This window comes from Pseudolysinimonas sp. 10J20-29 (assembly GCF_055809595.1).
In genome coordinates, this window is sequence record NZ_CM147917.1 from 327,324 (window position 1) to 341,941 (window position 14,618).

At 69.8% G+C, this 14,618-nt stretch carries 10 protein-coding genes; 5 read left to right on the plus strand and 5 right to left on the minus strand.

The genetic code is table 11. The features are described from left to right. Positions 1 to 4 precede the first annotated feature (4 nt). A complete protein-coding gene (locus tag AC0L6Y_RS01695) occupies positions 5 to 991 on the plus strand; it encodes an aldo/keto reductase (RefSeq protein ID WP_473554085.1) in 987 nt (328 codons plus the stop codon). Further along, a complete protein-coding gene (locus tag AC0L6Y_RS01700) occupies positions 988 to 2,268 on the plus strand; it encodes an MFS transporter (protein ID WP_473554089.1) in 1,281 nt (426 codons plus the stop codon). Before AC0L6Y_RS01695 ends, AC0L6Y_RS01700 begins: the two co-directional genes overlap by 4 nt. A 5-nt stretch (positions 2,269 to 2,273) precedes the next feature. On the opposite strand, the gene AC0L6Y_RS01705 is transcribed toward AC0L6Y_RS01700, so the two are convergent. Then, positions 2,274 to 3,482 (minus strand): MFS transporter, encoded by a 1,209-nt coding sequence (locus AC0L6Y_RS01705; protein ID WP_473554093.1) that lies wholly within the window; start codon positions 3,480 to 3,482, stop codon positions 2,274 to 2,276. A 274-nt stretch (positions 3,483 to 3,756) separates the two neighbouring features. Between AC0L6Y_RS01705 and AC0L6Y_RS01710 the strand changes: the two genes are divergently transcribed. The 3 genes from AC0L6Y_RS01710 to AC0L6Y_RS01720 all read left to right on the plus strand — a co-directional run bounded on the left by AC0L6Y_RS01710 (position 3,757) and on the right by AC0L6Y_RS01720 (position 8,048). Further along, positions 3,757 to 6,219 (plus strand): ribonucleoside-diphosphate reductase subunit alpha, encoded by a 2,463-nt coding sequence (locus AC0L6Y_RS01710; protein WP_473554097.1) that lies wholly within the window; start codon positions 3,757 to 3,759, stop codon positions 6,217 to 6,219. Positions 6,220 to 6,403: 184 nt separating this feature from the next. Beyond that, positions 6,404 to 7,396 carry a ribonucleotide-diphosphate reductase subunit beta gene (locus AC0L6Y_RS01715; RefSeq protein WP_473554103.1) on the plus strand — a complete coding sequence of 331 codons (993 nt, stop codon included), beginning with the start codon at positions 6,404 to 6,406 and terminating at the stop codon, positions 7,394 to 7,396. A 112-nt stretch (positions 7,397 to 7,508) separates the two neighbouring features. Continuing rightward, entirely contained in the window at positions 7,509 to 8,048 is a 540-nt protein-coding gene (locus tag AC0L6Y_RS01720) for a GNAT family N-acetyltransferase (RefSeq protein ID WP_473554109.1), read from the plus strand. Here the strand turns inward: AC0L6Y_RS01720 and hrpA are convergent. From hrpA to AC0L6Y_RS01740, 4 genes are read right to left on the minus strand one after another with little or no spacing between them, the layout of a single operon-like run. Continuing rightward, positions 8,026 to 11,874: an ATP-dependent RNA helicase HrpA gene (gene hrpA, locus AC0L6Y_RS01725; RefSeq protein ID WP_473554114.1), complete on the minus strand. Its 3,849-nt coding sequence runs from the start codon at positions 11,872 to 11,874 to the stop codon at positions 8,026 to 8,028. The genes AC0L6Y_RS01720 and hrpA overlap by 23 nt on opposite strands. 37 nt (positions 11,875 to 11,911) lie before the next feature. Further along, positions 11,912 to 12,721, minus strand: a complete 810-nt coding sequence (locus tag AC0L6Y_RS01730) for a MetQ/NlpA family ABC transporter substrate-binding protein (protein ID WP_473554120.1) — start codon at positions 12,719 to 12,721, stop codon at positions 11,912 to 11,914. Between the two features lie 18 nt (positions 12,722 to 12,739). Beyond that, positions 12,740 to 13,441, minus strand: a complete 702-nt coding sequence (locus tag AC0L6Y_RS01735) for a methionine ABC transporter permease (protein ID WP_473554126.1) — start codon at positions 13,439 to 13,441, stop codon at positions 12,740 to 12,742. Beyond that, entirely contained in the window at positions 13,438 to 14,445 is a 1,008-nt protein-coding gene (locus AC0L6Y_RS01740) for a methionine ABC transporter ATP-binding protein (protein ID WP_473554131.1), read from the minus strand. The genes AC0L6Y_RS01735 and AC0L6Y_RS01740 overlap by 4 nt, the downstream gene beginning before the upstream one ends. Positions 14,446 to 14,618: the final 173 nt, after the last annotated feature.

Consider the following 14,618-nt stretch of genomic DNA (forward strand, 5'->3'; position numbering starts at 1 on the left):
CGCTATGGATACACGGATTCTCGGCCGGACCGGCCGCGCCGTCTCGGCGATCGGCCTCGGCACCTGGCAGCTCGGCTCCGACTGGGGGGATGTCTCGGAGGCGGACGCGCTGCGCATCCTCGACGCCGCGTTCGAGGCGGGAGTCACCTTCTTCGACACCGCGGACGTCTACGGCGACGGCCGCAGCGAGCGGATGATCGCCGCCTGGCGACGCGCGAACCCCGAGGCGCCGGTGATGGTGGCCACGAAGATGGGGCGCCGTGTGGAGCAGCGTCGCGAGAACTACGTGCTCGATCACTTCCGCGCCTGGACGGAGCGCTCGCGGCAGAACCTCGAGGTCGACACGCTCGACCTGGTGCAGCTGCACTGCCCGCCGACCGACGTCTACGAGAGCGACGAGGTCTTCGACGCGCTCGACACCCTCGTCGATGAGAAGGCGATCGCCGCCTACGGGGTGAGCGTCGAAGAGACCTCGCAGGCCCTCACCGCGATCGCCCGGCCGAACGTGGCGAGCGTGCAGATCATCCTCAACGCGTTCCGGCTCAAGCCGCTCGATGAGGTGCTGCCCGCGGCGGGCGACGCGGGCGTCGGCGTCATCGCCCGCGTGCCGCTCGCGAGCGGGCTGCTGAGCGGTCGCTACACGCGCGAGACCGCGTTCGCCGCCGACGATCACCGCAGCTACAACCGCGACGGCTCCGCCTTCGACGTCGGCGAGACGTTCTCGGGCGTCGACTACGAGGAGGGGCTGGAGGCCGCGCGCGAGTTCGCCGAGCTGGCCGCCTCGCGCGGGCTCGAGCCCGCCACCGCCGCGCTCGCCTGGGTCGCGCAGCTGCCGGGCGTCACCACCGTGATCCCGGGCGCCCGCACCGTCGACCAGGCCCGGGCCAACGCCGCCGCAGGCGAGGTCCCGCCGCTCGGGAGCGAGTTCATGGCCGCCGTGCGCGAGCTCTACGACCGTCGCCTGCGCGCCGCCATCCACGGGCGGTGGTGAGCGGCGCCCCGGCGGCGGCTCCGACGCGCCTCGGGCCGGAGTTCGCCAAGCTCTTCACCGCCAACCTCACCTCGAGTCTCGGCGACGGGATCGCGAAGATCGCCGCCCCGCTGCTGGCGGTGCAGCTGACCACCGATCCGGTGCTGATCTCCGGCATCGCCGCGCTCTCGATGCTGCCGTGGCTGCTCTTCGCGATCCCGGCCGGCATCCTGATCGACCGGGTCGATCGGCGCGTGGCGCTCGCCGCGGCGAACTCGGTGCGCGCGATCCTCGCCCTCGGCCTGCTGGTGCTCGTGGCGACCTCGTCGCTCACGATCGTCTGGCTGTACGTCCTCATCTTCCTGTACGGCGTCGGCGAGACCATCTACGACGGCTCGGTGCGGGCGGTCGTGCCGAGCATCGTGGCGAAGCCGCTGCTGCCGCGGGCCAACTCGCGCATCGAGGCGGGCGAGCTCATCGTGCAGAACTTCCTCTCCGGACCGTTCACGTCGCTGCTGTTCGCGGTGTCGGTGCTGATCCCGCTGGGCACCAACGTCGCCGCCTTCGCCGTCGCCGCGGGACTCGCACTCGCCCTGCCGCGCGCCGCCTCGGGGCGCCAGTACGCCGCCAGCGGCCCGAGCGCACTGCCCTGGTATCGGCAGTTCGCCGACGGCTATCGATTCATCTGGGGCAACCGGATGCTCGTGACCCTGTGGTTCCTCAGCAGCTTCGTGGGGCTGTGCTTCACCGCCGCGACCGCCACCTGGGTGCTGTTCGTCGTCGATCACCTCGGCCTCGACGAGGCGCTGTTCGGGGTGTTCATGCTCACCGGGGCCGCCGGGGGGCTCGTCGGCAGCGCGCTCGCGCAGCCGCTCAAGGACCGACTCGGCGCCGGCCGCGCGATGGGTCTCGCCACGATCGTCGCGAGCCTGTCCCTGGTGCTGCCGGGACTGGTGCCCCAGCTGTGGGCGGCGGCGGTGAGCGGATTCGTCTCGGCGATGGCGCTGCTGGTCTGGAACATCCTGGTGATGTCGCTGCGTCAGAGCATCATCCCGGGCCGCCTCCTCGGGCGGGTGCACGGAAGCTGGCGCACACTGCTGTGGGGGATCATGCCGCTCGGAGCCGTCCTCGGCGGGCTGCTCGCGCGCATCGACATCACCCTGCCGCTGGTGGCGGGCGGAGCCGCGGCCACTATCGCCGGTGTCGTGTTCTTCCGCTTCCTGTCGCGCCTGCCGAACCCGGAGGACGTCGACAACGGCGACGAGGCCGGACCGACGGATCCGCTCGTTCAGAGCTGAGACGGTCAGCTCGGCTGAATCGGGACGGGCTCCGTGTCGGGGATCGGGCTCGCGTCGCGGCCGCGCAGGTCGGGGTGGGCGCGCCGGAACACCGTCGGCACGAGGAATCCGACGAGGGCGAAGGCGGCGCCGACCATGATGCCGCCGTCGGGACCGATCGCGTCGATCACGAAGCCGGCGATGGCGGCCCCGGCCGCGGCACCGATCAGCTGCCCGGTGCCGATCCAGCCGTAGGCCTCTGCGGTGTCGCTGAACTTCACACTCGCCGACACGATCGCGAACATCACGGCGAGGGCGGGAGCGATGCACAGGCCCGCGATCACGAGCAGCAGCGACAGTGACCAGAACTCCCAGGCGAAGATCGCGAGCGTGGCGCCGACGAAGACGACGAACATGCGGCGGGCCAGCGCCCACGGCCCCACGGGGATGTGCCCGAAGGCGAGCCCGCCGGCGAAGGACGAGATCGCCCAGATCGCCAGCACGAAGCCGGCCTCTGGGCCGTGGTCGCCGAAAGTCGCGACGACGCCGGTCTCGATGGCGGCACAGGAGCCGATCAGCAGGAAGCCGGTGACGGTCGACAGCAGCACCGGGGGCCGGGCCAGCACCACGCCGAAGCGGCGCTTGCTGCGCGGGATGCGGACCTGCCCGACCTCGGGCGAGAGGATGAACCACAGCCCGCCGCCGACGAGGAACGCGACGGCCGTGAGGATGCCGGCGACGGTCGAGACCTGCGTGCCGATGAAGGTGACGACGACGGGGCCGGCGACCCAGATGATCTCCTGTGCGGAGGCGTCGAGCGAGAACAGCGGGGTCAGCTGGCGCGAGTTGACCATCTTCGGGTAGATCGTGCGCACCGCCGGCTGGATGGGCGGGTTGCTGAGGCCCGCGATGAGTCCGGCGAGCATGTAGCCCCACAGCGGCATCTCGGCGAGCGCGACGGTGACGAGCGCGGCGGTGCTGACGGTCGTGGTGAGGATCAGCACGGGGCGCATGCCCCAGACCCCCATCCAGCGGCTGGTGAGCGGCCCCGACAGCGCCTGCCCGGCGCTCGTGGCGGCGAGCACGAGACCGGCCGCGCCGTAGGAGTCGAAGATCGCCTCGAGGTGCAGCAGGAAGCCGAGCGAGATCATGCCGCCGGGGAATCGGGCCAGCAGCTGGGCGGTGATGATGCGGGCGACGCCGGGGGTGCGGAGGAGGTCGGCGTACGCGTTCATAGCCTTCCGAGTTTAGTCGGCGCGCGAGTCCGCTCTGCCTGTGGAAACTGTGCAGAATTCGGCGAAGTTATGCACATTCTGTGGACGACACGCCCACAAGATCTTGTGACTGTCGAGTGTCGGTGACCCGATATATAGTGATCGAACCGCTCAGCCGGGGGAGTGGCTGAAACACCGTTCGTGATCGCGAACGGACCGAAAAATTGCAGGTCCGCAAGACAAAAAGCTGGGTCTGCTGGGGAACGTGCGTGAGCCGCACGAGAGGAGTCCACACGTGTCGATCACGGTCGTGAAGCGCAACGGAGAGCGTGAGCCCTACGACGCCAACAAGATCAACCTCGCGATCGAGCACGCGAGCGCGGGCCTGGACGAGAACATCACCTGGGTCACGCAGATCGCGAGCGAGCTCGAGCTCACCCTGTTCGACGGCATCACGACGCAGCAGCTCGACGAGGCGGTCATCCAGGTCGCCCTGCAGAACGTCAAGGACGACCCGCAGTTCGACACCGTCGCCGCCCGCCTCCTGCTCAAGACGATCTACAAGCGCGTGCTCGGCGACTACACGACCGCCGAGGAGCTCAAGTCGCTGCACGCGAGCCACTTCCGTGCGAGCGTCGAGCGCGGCGTCGCCGAGAACCTGCTCGACCCGCGCTTCCCCGAGCTGTTCGACCTCGACCTGCTCGCCACCAAGCTCGAGCCGAGCCGCGACGAGCTGCTCAAGTACATCGGCGTCGTCACCCTCAACAACCGCTACGGCATCAAGGCGCGCAACGGCGACCCGCTCGAGGTGCCGCAGTTCTTCTGGATGCGCATCGCGATGGGCCTCTCGCTCAACGAAGCCGACCCGACCAGCCACGCGATCGCCTTCTACGACAAGATGTCGAAGCTCGAGTACGTCGCGGCGGGCTCCACGCTCGTCAACGCCGGCACGAGCTACCCGCAGCTGTCGAACTGCTTCGTCATGGAGATGCAGGACGACATCGAGCACATCGCCAAGAGCGTGCGCGACGTCATGTGGCTGACCAAGGGCACCGGCGGCATCGGCCTCTCGGTCACCAAGCTCCGCTCGCAGGGCTCGCCCATCCGCTCCAACAACACCACCTCGACCGGCCCGATCCCGTTCATGCACACGATCGACTCGGTGCTGCGCGCGGTCAGCCGCGGCGGCAAGAAGTTCGGCGCGCTGTGCTTCTACATGGAGAACTGGCACCTCGACTTCCCCGAGTTCCTCGACCTGCGTCAGAACTCCGGTGACCCGTACCGCCGCACCCGCACCGCCAACACCGCGGTGTGGATCAGCGACGAGTTCATGAAGCGCGTCCAGAACGACGACGACTGGTACCTCTTCGACCCGCTCGAGGTGCCCGACCTCAACGAGCTCTACGGCGCCGAGTTCTCGGCCCGCTACGCCGAGTACGCGGCCAAGGCCGAGGCCGGCGAGATGCGCATGTTCAAGAAGATCGGCGCGCGCGAGCAGTTCAAGTCGATCCTGATCTCCCTCCAGACCACGAGCCACCCGTGGCTCACCTGGAAGGACACGATCAACAACCGTGCCCTCAACAACAACACCGGCACGATCCACCTCTCGAACCTGTGCACCGAGATCTGCCTGCCGCAGGACGTCGACAACGTCTCGGTCTGCAACCTCGCCTCGATCAACCTCTCGACGCACCTCGCCGTCGACGCCGAAGGCACCCTCGGCTTCGACTGGGACAAGGTCGAGGAGAGCGCGCGTCTCGCGGTCCGCCAGCTCGACAACCTCATCGACATCACCGAGTCGAGCGTCGACGAGGCCGACTTCTCGAACCAGCAGAACCGCGCGATCGGCCTCGGCGTGATGGGCTTCACCGACGTCGTCGAGAAGCTCGGCATCAGCTACGAGAGCGAAGCCGCCTACGACCTGATCGACGAGATCATGGAGCACGTCTCCTACGCGGCGATCGACGAGTCGGCCGACCTCGCGAAGGAGCGCGGCGCGTACACCAACTTCGCCGGCAGCCGGTGGGCGCAGGGCCTGGTGCCCTTCGACTCGATCGCGCTCACCGAGGAGAACCGCGGTGTGCCGATCAACGTCAACCGCACGACCCGTCTCGACTGGGATGCCCTGCGCGCGAAGGTCAAGGGCGGCATGCGCAACGCGACGCTGATGGCGATCGCGCCGACCGCCTCCATCGGCCTCGTCGCCGGCACCACGCCCGGTCTCGACCCGCAGTTCTCGCAGATCTTCAGCCGCGCCACCAGCAACGGCAAGTTCCTCGAGGTCAACCGCAACCTGGTCGAGGCGCTGCAGAGCGCGGGCCTCTGGGAGTCGACCAAGGAGCAGATCCTGCGCTCGCAGGGCGACATCCAGAACATCGCCGAGATCCCGGACGACATCAAGGCCGTGTTCAAGACGAGCTTCCAGCTCTCGCCCTACGCGTTCCTCGACGTCGCCGCGCGCGCCCAGAAGTGGATCGACCAGGCGATCAGCCGCAACATGTACCTCGAGACGCGCGACCTCGGCGACATGATGGACATCTACTTCGGGGCCTGGGAGCGCGGCGTGAAGACGACGTACTACCTGCACATGAAGCCGCGGCACACCGCCGAGCAGTCGACCGTCAAGGTCAACAAGTCGGTGCAGGTCGACGAGGGCGCCCCCGCCAAGCGCGGCTTCGGCGCGGCGTCGGCCCCGGCCGAGCCGGCCGCCGAGAAGTCGGCCGCCGCCCCCGCGCGTCGTGGATTCGGAGGCCTGTGATGGGTCCCTTCGACGAAGTCGGCGGCTACGACGTTCCGGTCGACCCGATGGACGACCTGCAATGTGAGTCCTGCCAGTAGTCCCCCCCCAATCCCCCCACCCGCGAAAGCGGCAGGCATGCCGGGTCCGGTCTCACCGTGACCCGGCATACTTGCCTCGCCACCCAAGCCAGAAGGACACACAGATGCCGATCCTCGGAACCGGAATCACGGAGGGCCTCCTCCTCAAGCCCGTCACCTACAAGTGGGCGATGGACCTCTACGACCAGGCGGTCGCCAACACCTGGTTCCCGAACGAGATCCAGCTCGGCGAGGACATCGCCGACTTCAAGAAGATGACCGACGAGGAGCGCCACGCGATCACGTTCCTCATGTCGTACTTCAACCCGAACGAGCTGCTCGTCAACAAGGCGCTCGCCTTCGGCGTCTACCCCTACATCAACGCTCCCGAGGCGCACCTTTACCTCGCGAAGCAGATGTGGGAGGAGGCCAACCACTGCATGAGCTTCGAGTACGTGCTCGAGACCTTCCCGATCAACCGCGACGAGGCCTACAACGCCCACGTCAACGTGCCGTCGATGGCGCGCAAGGAGGAGTTCGAGGTCAAGTTCATCAAGCGGATGACCGAGCAGACCCTCGACATCACGACGACCGAGGGCAAGCAGGACTTCATCCGCAACCTCGTCGCCTACAACGTGATCCTCGAGGGCATCTGGTTCTACTCGGGCTTCATGGTGGCGCTGAGCTTCCGCCAGCGGAACCTGCTGCGCAACTTCGGCAGCCTCATGGACTGGGTGGTGCGCGATGAGAGCCTGCACCTGAAGTTCGGCATCAACCTGATCCTCACCGTGCTCGACGAGAACCCGGACCTGCAGACGCCGGAGTTCGCCGCCGAGATCAAGCAGATGATCCTGGATGCCGTGGAGATGGAGGAGCAGTACAACCGCGACCTGCTTCCCGGCGGCATCCTCGGCCTCAACGCCAGCTACATCAACCAGTACGTCAAGTACCTCGCCGACCGTCGGCTCGAGGAGCTCGGCTTCGAGCCCGAGTACAAGGTCTCGAACCCGGCGAAGTGGATGGCGGCGGCGAACGACACGCTCCAGCTGGTCAACTTCTTCGAGTCGACGAACACCTCCTACGAGTCGAACGCGAGCGCCTCGGGCGGCAAGAAGTAGTTCGCCCGTGTGCGGGTTGAGCAGCCGCGAAGCGGCGCGGTGTGCGGGTTGAGTAGCCGCGAAGCGGCGACATGAGTGGGTTGAGTAGCCGCGAAGCGGCGCGGTGTGTGGGTTGAGTAGCCGCGAAGCGGCGTATCGAAACCCCCTCGAGTTCGCCGCAGTCGACTGGCTCGACCCGCGCGCCGTCGCGCTCCGCGCCGCGATGGATGCCGAGACCGGCGCCCTGTACGCCGACTTCGTGGCGCGCCTCGACCCCGAGGTCGCCGCGAGGTCGGCGCGCGCGCTCGCGATCGATCCGGCGGCGATCGCCGTGACCGTGCTCGCGCTCGTCGACGGCGCGCCCGTCGGGCATGCCGCACTCCGTCCGTTCGGTGCGGAGTTCGAGGTGAAGAAGCTGTTCGTCGCGCCCGAGGCGCGCGGCACCGCGGCGGCGCGGCGGCTGATGGCGTGGCTCGAGGAGTTCGCGCGGGAGCGCGGCGCTGCATCCCTGGTGCTGCAGACCGGACCGCTGCAGGCCGCCGCCATCGCGCTCTACGAACGCCTCGGCTTTCGGGCGATCCCGCCGTACGGGCTCTACGGCGACATGGTCGATGCGCGCTGCTATCGCAAGATGCTCGGCGCGGAGCCGCCTAGCCCGCGAGCGCCTTCGTGATCCGCTGAACGCTCACCGGGCCCTGGGCTCCCAGGTGCTGGGCGAAGAGCGACAGCCGCAGTTCCTCGAGCATCCAGCGGGCAGTGCGGATCCGCTCGGGCGCGGCGAGCGGCAGCGGCAGCTCGCCGCCCGCATCCCGGTACGTCGAGGTGGCCTTCTCGACCTCGGTCTGCCACTGCCGATCGCGGCCGAGGTTCTCGGCCATCTTCTCGGCGCGGTGCGTGATGCCGGCGAGGTACACCGGCACGCGGCGCAGCCGCTCGAGTCCGGTGGCGCGCACGAAACCGGGGTAGACAAGGCTGTCTAGTTGGGCGCGCGCGTCGGCGAGCGGCGACATCAGCGCCAGGCTCGACCGGGCCGAGATCGCCTTGTCGGCGACGCGCGCGGCGTCGAGCACCCGCGCGGTCAGCTGCACGGCCTCGAACGCCCCGTCGATGAGCCCCGCCGAGACCTCGGCGCGCAGCGCCTCGAACTCCGGCTGGCTGAACGGCGCGCGGCCGTCGGCGGCCTGGTCGATCACCGCGAGCAGGGCGTCATCCAGCAGCGCCGCGGTGGAGCGGTAGGGGCTCGCCGCGAGCTCGAGCTTCTCGGCGCCGGTGAGGTGCTCCTGCACGTAGCCGAGCGGGCTCGGCAGGCTCAGCGCGATCAGGCGTCGCACGCCGAACGGATGCGCCGCCGCCTGCTCGGCGGCCGTGCCGAAGACCCGAATCGCGACGCTCTGGCCCTCGTCGACCAGCGCCGGGAAGGCCCGCACCGTCGAGCCGCCCTGCTTCGCCTCGACGAGCTTCGGCAGCTCGCCGAGATCCCAGCCGGTGATGCCCGAGCGCTCCAGATCGCGCCCCGGGGTGACCGTCTCGGCGACCTTCGCGACGCTCGAGCGTGCCCGTTCGGCGAAGCGCGCCTGCAGCTCGGCGAGGCTCTTCGACAGCCCCACGCGGCGGCCCCGACCGTCGATCGCGGCGAACCCCATCCGCAGGTGCGCCGCCACCCGCTCGAGGTCGAAGTCGGTGGGCGAGACGACGGTGTGCGTCGCGCGCCGGATCTCCTGGGCGAGCAGCTCGGTCAGCGGCGTCTCGGCGTGCTCGGGCAGCTCGGCCATGAGCTTCCGCGCCCAGTCGGCGGCGGGCACCACGTTCTTGCGGATGTGCTTGGGCAGGCTCTTGATGAGCGCCGTCACCAGCTCCTCGCGCAGCCCCGGCACCAGCCAGTCGAAGCCGCGATCCTCCAGCCGCGGCAGCACGGCGAGCGGAACCTCGAGCGTGACCCCGTCGTCCTCGGCGCCGGGCTCGAAGCGGTAGGCGAGCCGCAGCCGCTGCTCGCCCGCCTGCCAGTGCGCGGGGAAGCCCTGCTCGTCGCGCTCGGGCGCGGCCTCCTGCTCGCCGAGCAGCGCCTCCCGGGTCATCGTGAGCAGCTCGGGGGTCTTCGTTCGCGCGTCGCGCCACCAGCGCTCGAAGCGCCGGACGTCGGTGACGTCGGCGGGAATCCGCCGGTCGTAGAAGTCGACCACCGCCTCGTCGTCGACCAGGATGTCGCGGCGGCGGGTGCGCTCCTCCAGCTGCTCGAGCTCGCGGCGCAGCGCCCGGTTCCGGCGGTCGAAGTCGTAGAGGGCGTTGCTGCGGATCTCGAACGGCCACTCGCCGGGCTTGCCGTCGAGCCCGACGAGGGCGTGCCGGATGAACAGCTCGCGGGCCTGCTCGGCGTCGATCCGCGCCAGCTGGATGCGCCGCTTCGGCACGATCGGCACGCCGTAGAGGGTGACCTTCTCGTCGGCGACCGCCGAGCCCTGCCGCTTCTCCCAGCGCGGCAGACCGTAGCTGCGCTTCACCAGGTGCTCGGCCAGCGGCTCCGCCCAGGCGGGGTCGATGCGCGCGACGGTGCGCGCGAACAGTCGGCTGGTCTCCACCAGCTCGGCGGCCATCACCGCGGCCGGCGGCTTCTTCGCGAGCACCGAGCCGGGGAACACGGTGAAGCGCTGCTGCCGGGAGCCGAGGAACTCGGTGGGGCGGCGCCCCTTCTCGCCCGGCTTCGCGCGCACCCGCTCGTCGAGCAGCCCGATGCGGCTGAGCAGCCCGGAGAGCAGCGAGATGTGGATGGCGTCGGCGTCGGTGCTGGCCCCGCGGGCGACGATGCCGAGCGGCTTCGCGGCGCGGGCCAGCTGGCGATACAGCTCCTGCCATTCGCGCACCCGCATGTAGTTGAGGAACTCGGCCTTGCACAGCCGCCGGAACGCGCTGCTGGAGAGCTCGCGCTGCTGGTGCTCGAGGTGGTTCCAGAGGTTCAGCAGGCTGATGAAGTCGCTCGTCGGGTCGGTGAAGCGGGCGTGCGAGGCATCCGCCGTTCCGCGCTTCTCGAGCGGGCGCTCGCGCGGGTCCTGGATGCTCAGCCCCGCCACGATCGCCATCACCTCGCGCGCGACACCGCGGCGCTCGGCCTCGACGATCATGCGGCCGAAGCGCGGGTCGACGGGCAGCCGGGCGAGGTCGCGACCGACCTTGGTGATGCGGGTGTGGCCGGTCGTCGCGTCGGCCGAGATCGCGCCGAGCTCCAGCAGCAGGTCGGTGCCGTCCTTGATGCCGCGGGCATCCGGCGGTTCGACGAAGGGGAACTCGGAGATGTCGCCGAGGCGCAGGTCGATCATCTGCAGGATCACCGCCGCGAGGCTGGTGCGCAGGATCTCGGGGTCGGTGAACTCGGGGCGGGAGTCGAAGTCCTCCTCCGAGTAGAGCCGGATCGCGATGCCGTCGCTCGTGCGCCCGGCGCGACCGGAGCGCTGGTTGGCGCTGGCCTGGCTGATCGCCTCGATCGGCAGGCGCTGCACCTTGGAGCGGGCCGAGTAGCGGCTGATGCGGGCGGTGCCGGTGTCGATGACGTACTTGATGCCGGGCACCGTGAGGCTCGTCTCGGCGACGTTGGTGGCGAGCACGATGCGGCGGCGGATGCCGGGGCGCGCGCGCTCGAACACGCGGTGCTGCTCGGCGGAGCTCAGCCGACCGTAGAGGGGCAGCACCTCGGTGGCCTCGCCAGCCGCGCCGCGCGCGGTGAGGCGGCCGCGGATCGCGTCGGCGGCATCCCGGATCTCGTTCTCGCCGCTGAAGAAGACCAGCACGTCGCCGTTGCCCTCGCGCTCCAGCTCGTCGAGGCCATCCAGCACGCCCTGCACGATGTCGCGATCGTCGCGGGTCGCGCCGTCGTCGCTGTCGTCGTCGCCGGACTCGGCGACGAGCGGACGGTAGCGGATCTCGACCGGGTAGCTGCGCCCGCTCACCTCGACGATGGGGGCGGGGGTGCCGTCGGCGCGGGCAAAGTGCTTCGCGAAGCGCTCCGGGTCGATCGTCGCGCTCGTGATGATGACCTTGAGCTCGGGGCGACGCGGCAGCAGACGCGTCAGATAGCCGAGCAGGAAGTCGATGGTGAGGCTGCGCTCGTGGGCCTCGTCGATGATGATCGTGTCGTAGCGGCGCAGGTCGCGGTCGCGGTTGATCTCGGCCAGCAGCACGCCGTCGGTCATCAGCTTGACTGCGGTCTCGCGCTTCGTGCGGTCATCGAACCGCACCTGGTATCCGACGAGGGTGCCGAGCTCGACGTCGAGCTCTTCGGCGATGCGCTCGGCGACGCTGCGCGCGGCGATGCGGCGGGGCTGGGTGTGCCCGATCTTCTCGCGCCCCAGCTCGAGCAGGATCTTCGGCAGCTGGGTCGTCTTGCCCGAGCCGGTGGCCCCCGCCACGATCACCACCTGGTTCGCGGCGATGGTGCGCGCGAGCTCCTCCCGCGCGGCGCTGACGGGCAGCTCCGGCGGGTAGGTGATCGGCGGCAGGTCGAGGGGCATAGCCGTCCAGGCTAGCGCCCCTCGACCCGCGTCCGCGTTACGCGGCCGGGGTGACCAGGCCCGAGTACTGCTCCAGGATCCAGGCGGCCGTCTCCTCGGAGGTCAGCAGCTCGTAGAGCGTGGCGACGCGCGGGTCGTCGGCGAGCTCGGCGCGGGTGGCGAGGATGTTGAAGTAGCTGCTCTCGGCGCCCTCGGCGAAGAGCTGCAGGTCGCTGGAGAGCCCGGCGGCGGCCGCGAAGCTGAAGTTCACGATCGCGGCGTCCTTCTCGTCGAGCGCCTGCGGCAGGCTCGCGGCGTCGATCTCGCTGAACTCGAAACCGCGCGGGTTGGCGGTGATGTCGGCGACGGTGCTCGGGGCGTCCGCCGTCTCGATCAGGCCGTGCGCGGCGAGCAGCAGCAGCGCGCGCGACTCGTTGCTCGCGTCGTTCGGCAGCGCGATGCTCGCGCCGTCCGGCAGGTCGGCGATGTCGTCGACGGTGTTCGAGTAGAGCGCGAGCGGCGGCAGGTAGACCTTGCCGACGGCGACCAGGTCGTCGCCGGACTCCGAGTTGTACAGGTTCAGGTACGGCTCGTGCTGGAACAGGTTGGCGTCGTTGGTGCCGTCGGAGAGCGCCTGGTTGGGGGTGACGTAGTCGGCGTACTCCTGGACGGTGATGGTGAGTCCCGCCTCCTCGGCCTGGCCGGAGTCGATCACGAACTGCAGGATCTCGGCGGCCGGAACGGCGGTCGCGCCGACGCTCAGCGTCGACTCGTCGTCGGAGGCGGCGGCACCGCAGGCGCTGAGCGCGAGGGTCGCGGCGAGGGCGGCGGTGGTGGCGAGCGCGGCTCGCGAGAAGCGGTGGGACATGAGGGGCCTTTCGATGGTTCAGCGGTGGGAGAGTCGGGTGGCGAGGCGGTTGCCGAGCCACTGCAGAAGGTGAACGAGCGCGACCAGCAGCGCGACCACGGCGAGGATGTGGATCACGCTGTAGCGCTGGTAGCCGTTCACGTAGGCGAAGGAGCCGAGGCCGTAGTTGCCGACCACGGTCACGATCGCCGAGTAGTTCACGATGGTGACGAGCGTCGTGGTGAAGCCGCGCAGCAGCGCCGGCACGGCCTCCGGCACGAGCACCTTGACGAGCAGCTGCACCGGGGAGGCGCCCATCGCGGTGCCCGCCTCGACCAGGCCGCTCGGCACCTCGCGCAGCGCGATCTCGGCGATGCGGGCGAAGAACGGCACGGCGGCGACGCACAGCGGCACGATGGCGCCCTCGAGGCTGAAGGCGCTGCCGACGAGGAATCGCGAGACCGGGATCAGCGCGACCATCAGGATGATGAACGGCACCGAGCGACCGATGTTGACGATCGTGCCGAGCACGAGGTTGATGCCACGGCCGAGCGCGCGTGAGCCGAACGGAGCGGCGAGCACGCCGTCGGCATCCGTCGCGACCAGGATCACGCCGAGCGCGAGACCGCCGATGAGCGTGACCAGGCCGGTGACGATGAGCATGATGAGGGTCTCGCCGCTCGCGACGAGCAGGCCGTCGAGCAGGCGCGGCCAGAACTCCGGATCGGTGGGGTCGATCATGAGGCACCTCCGTTCGCGGCGACGACGTCGACGACGTAGCCCTCAGCTCGCAGGCTCTCGATGGCGGCCGACTTCGCGGTCTCGGTGCCGGGCAGCTCGAGGCGGATGCGCCCCGTCTGCTCACCGGAGACCGTCTCGATCATGGCGCCGAGGATGCTGATGTCGAGCCCGTGGTCGCGTGCGAGGCGCGCGATGACGGGGCGGCTCGAGTCGAGGCCCGTGAAGGTGACCTCGACGATCGTGTTGCCGCGCTCGGGGGCGTGCTCGCCGAGCGGGAAGAGCTGGTGCGCGATGCGCGATCCGGGAGTCTGCAGCAGGTCGTGGATGCGGCCCTGCTCGACGATGCGGCCGTGCTCGATCAGCGCGGCCGAGTGGCACACCTGCTTGATGACCTCCATCTCGTGCGTGATCAGCACGATGGTGAGGCCGAGCTCGCGATTGAGCTTGGCCAGCAGGTCGAGGATCGAGCGGGTCGTCGCCGGGTCCAGGGCGCTGGTGGCCTCGTCGGAGAGCAGCACCCGCGGGCGCGGGGCGAGGGCGCGGGCGATGCCGACCCGCTGCTTCTGGCCGCCGGAGAGCTGCGCCGGGTAGGCATCCGCCCGGTCGGTGAGTCCGACCAGGTCGAGGATCTCGTCGACGCGGGCGCGCCGTTCGCGCGCGGGGATGCCGAGCACCTCGAGCGGGAGGGCGACGTTCTCGCGCACGGTGCGGCGCGACAGCAGCTGGAACTGCTGGAAGATCATGCCGATCTGGTGACGCTCGCGGCGCAGTGCGCGCTCATCCAGCGCGGTGAGGTCGGTGCCGTCGAGAATCACGCTGCCGGAGTCGGGGCGCTCCAGCAGGTTGAGCAGTCGCACCAGGGTGCTCTTGCCGGCGCCGCTCTGCCCCACGATGCCGAAGATCTCGCCCTCGGCAATGCGCAGGCTCACATCATCGACCGCGTGCACGGGGCTCTGGGAGTCGGTGCTCGCGAAGGTCTTCACGAGCCGTTCGGCGACAATCACGCGCGTTCCTCTCTGCTGGTCGGGTTCGCGCGTCATCGAGCGGGGGAGGCGTGGCCTCGGGACCCTCCGACACTAGATCGCGTTCCCGCGCGCTCGAAATCGCGTGACGAAATGTTGCCGCGCCTCCTCCCCACGCCCGCTCCCCACCCGGCCTCTCTCAGATGAGCTGCCAA

Coding starts and splice junctions, on each gene's coding strand:
- AC0L6Y_RS01695 (WP_473554085.1), top strand. CDS start 5: ATGGATACACGGATTCTCGGCCGGACCGGCCGCGCCGTCTCGGCGATC.
- AC0L6Y_RS01705 (WP_473554093.1), bottom strand. CDS start 3,482: ATGAACGCGTACGCCGACCTCCTCCGCACCCCCGGCGTCGCCCGCATC.
- AC0L6Y_RS01715 (WP_473554103.1), top strand. CDS start 6,404: ATGCCGATCCTCGGAACCGGAATCACGGAGGGCCTCCTCCTCAAGCCC.
- hrpA (WP_473554114.1), bottom strand. CDS start 11,874: ATGCCCCTCGACCTGCCGCCGATCACCTACCCGCCGGAGCTGCCCGTC.
- AC0L6Y_RS01730 (WP_473554120.1), bottom strand. CDS start 12,721: ATGTCCCACCGCTTCTCGCGAGCCGCGCTCGCCACCACCGCCGCCCTC.
- AC0L6Y_RS01735 (WP_473554126.1), bottom strand. CDS start 13,441: ATGATCGACCCCACCGATCCGGAGTTCTGGCCGCGCCTGCTCGACGGC.